This is a genomic window from Bacillus cereus group sp. N11, assembly GCF_016483605.1.
Classification (GTDB): Bacteria; Bacillota; Bacilli; order Bacillales; family Bacillaceae_G; genus Bacillus_A; species Bacillus_A toyonensis.
In genome coordinates this window covers 1-233 of sequence record NZ_JAEHBN010000119.1, presented here as the reverse complement: position 1 = coordinate 233, position 233 = coordinate 1, and the positions used below count along the sequence as shown (strand labels likewise).

Below are 233 nucleotides of genomic sequence, written 5' to 3'. Positions count from 1 at the left end.
AACAGTTTCTCCATAAAAGCTGCTATCTCTAACATCTCCTGAACCAGTAGGACTGTGTACAAAATTCCCATGTTCATAATACGAGATAGCGCGATGTATATCTGGAAAAGCCTGAGATAAAGTTTTATGCCATACTGTTTGAATTAATTCAGGGTGTTCCTTGAATTGTTGACAAAAAACGAGAAAATATCGTGCCTGTGTTGTTGCGATGAAGATTCCACATGGACGCAGAA

General features: G+C 38.6%; 1 pseudogene. It reads right to left on the bottom strand.

Features of this window, described 5'->3' with window-relative positions:
- Positions 1 to 233: pseudogene (locus JDS98_RS29945) on the bottom strand (methyltransferase); the annotation flags it as partial.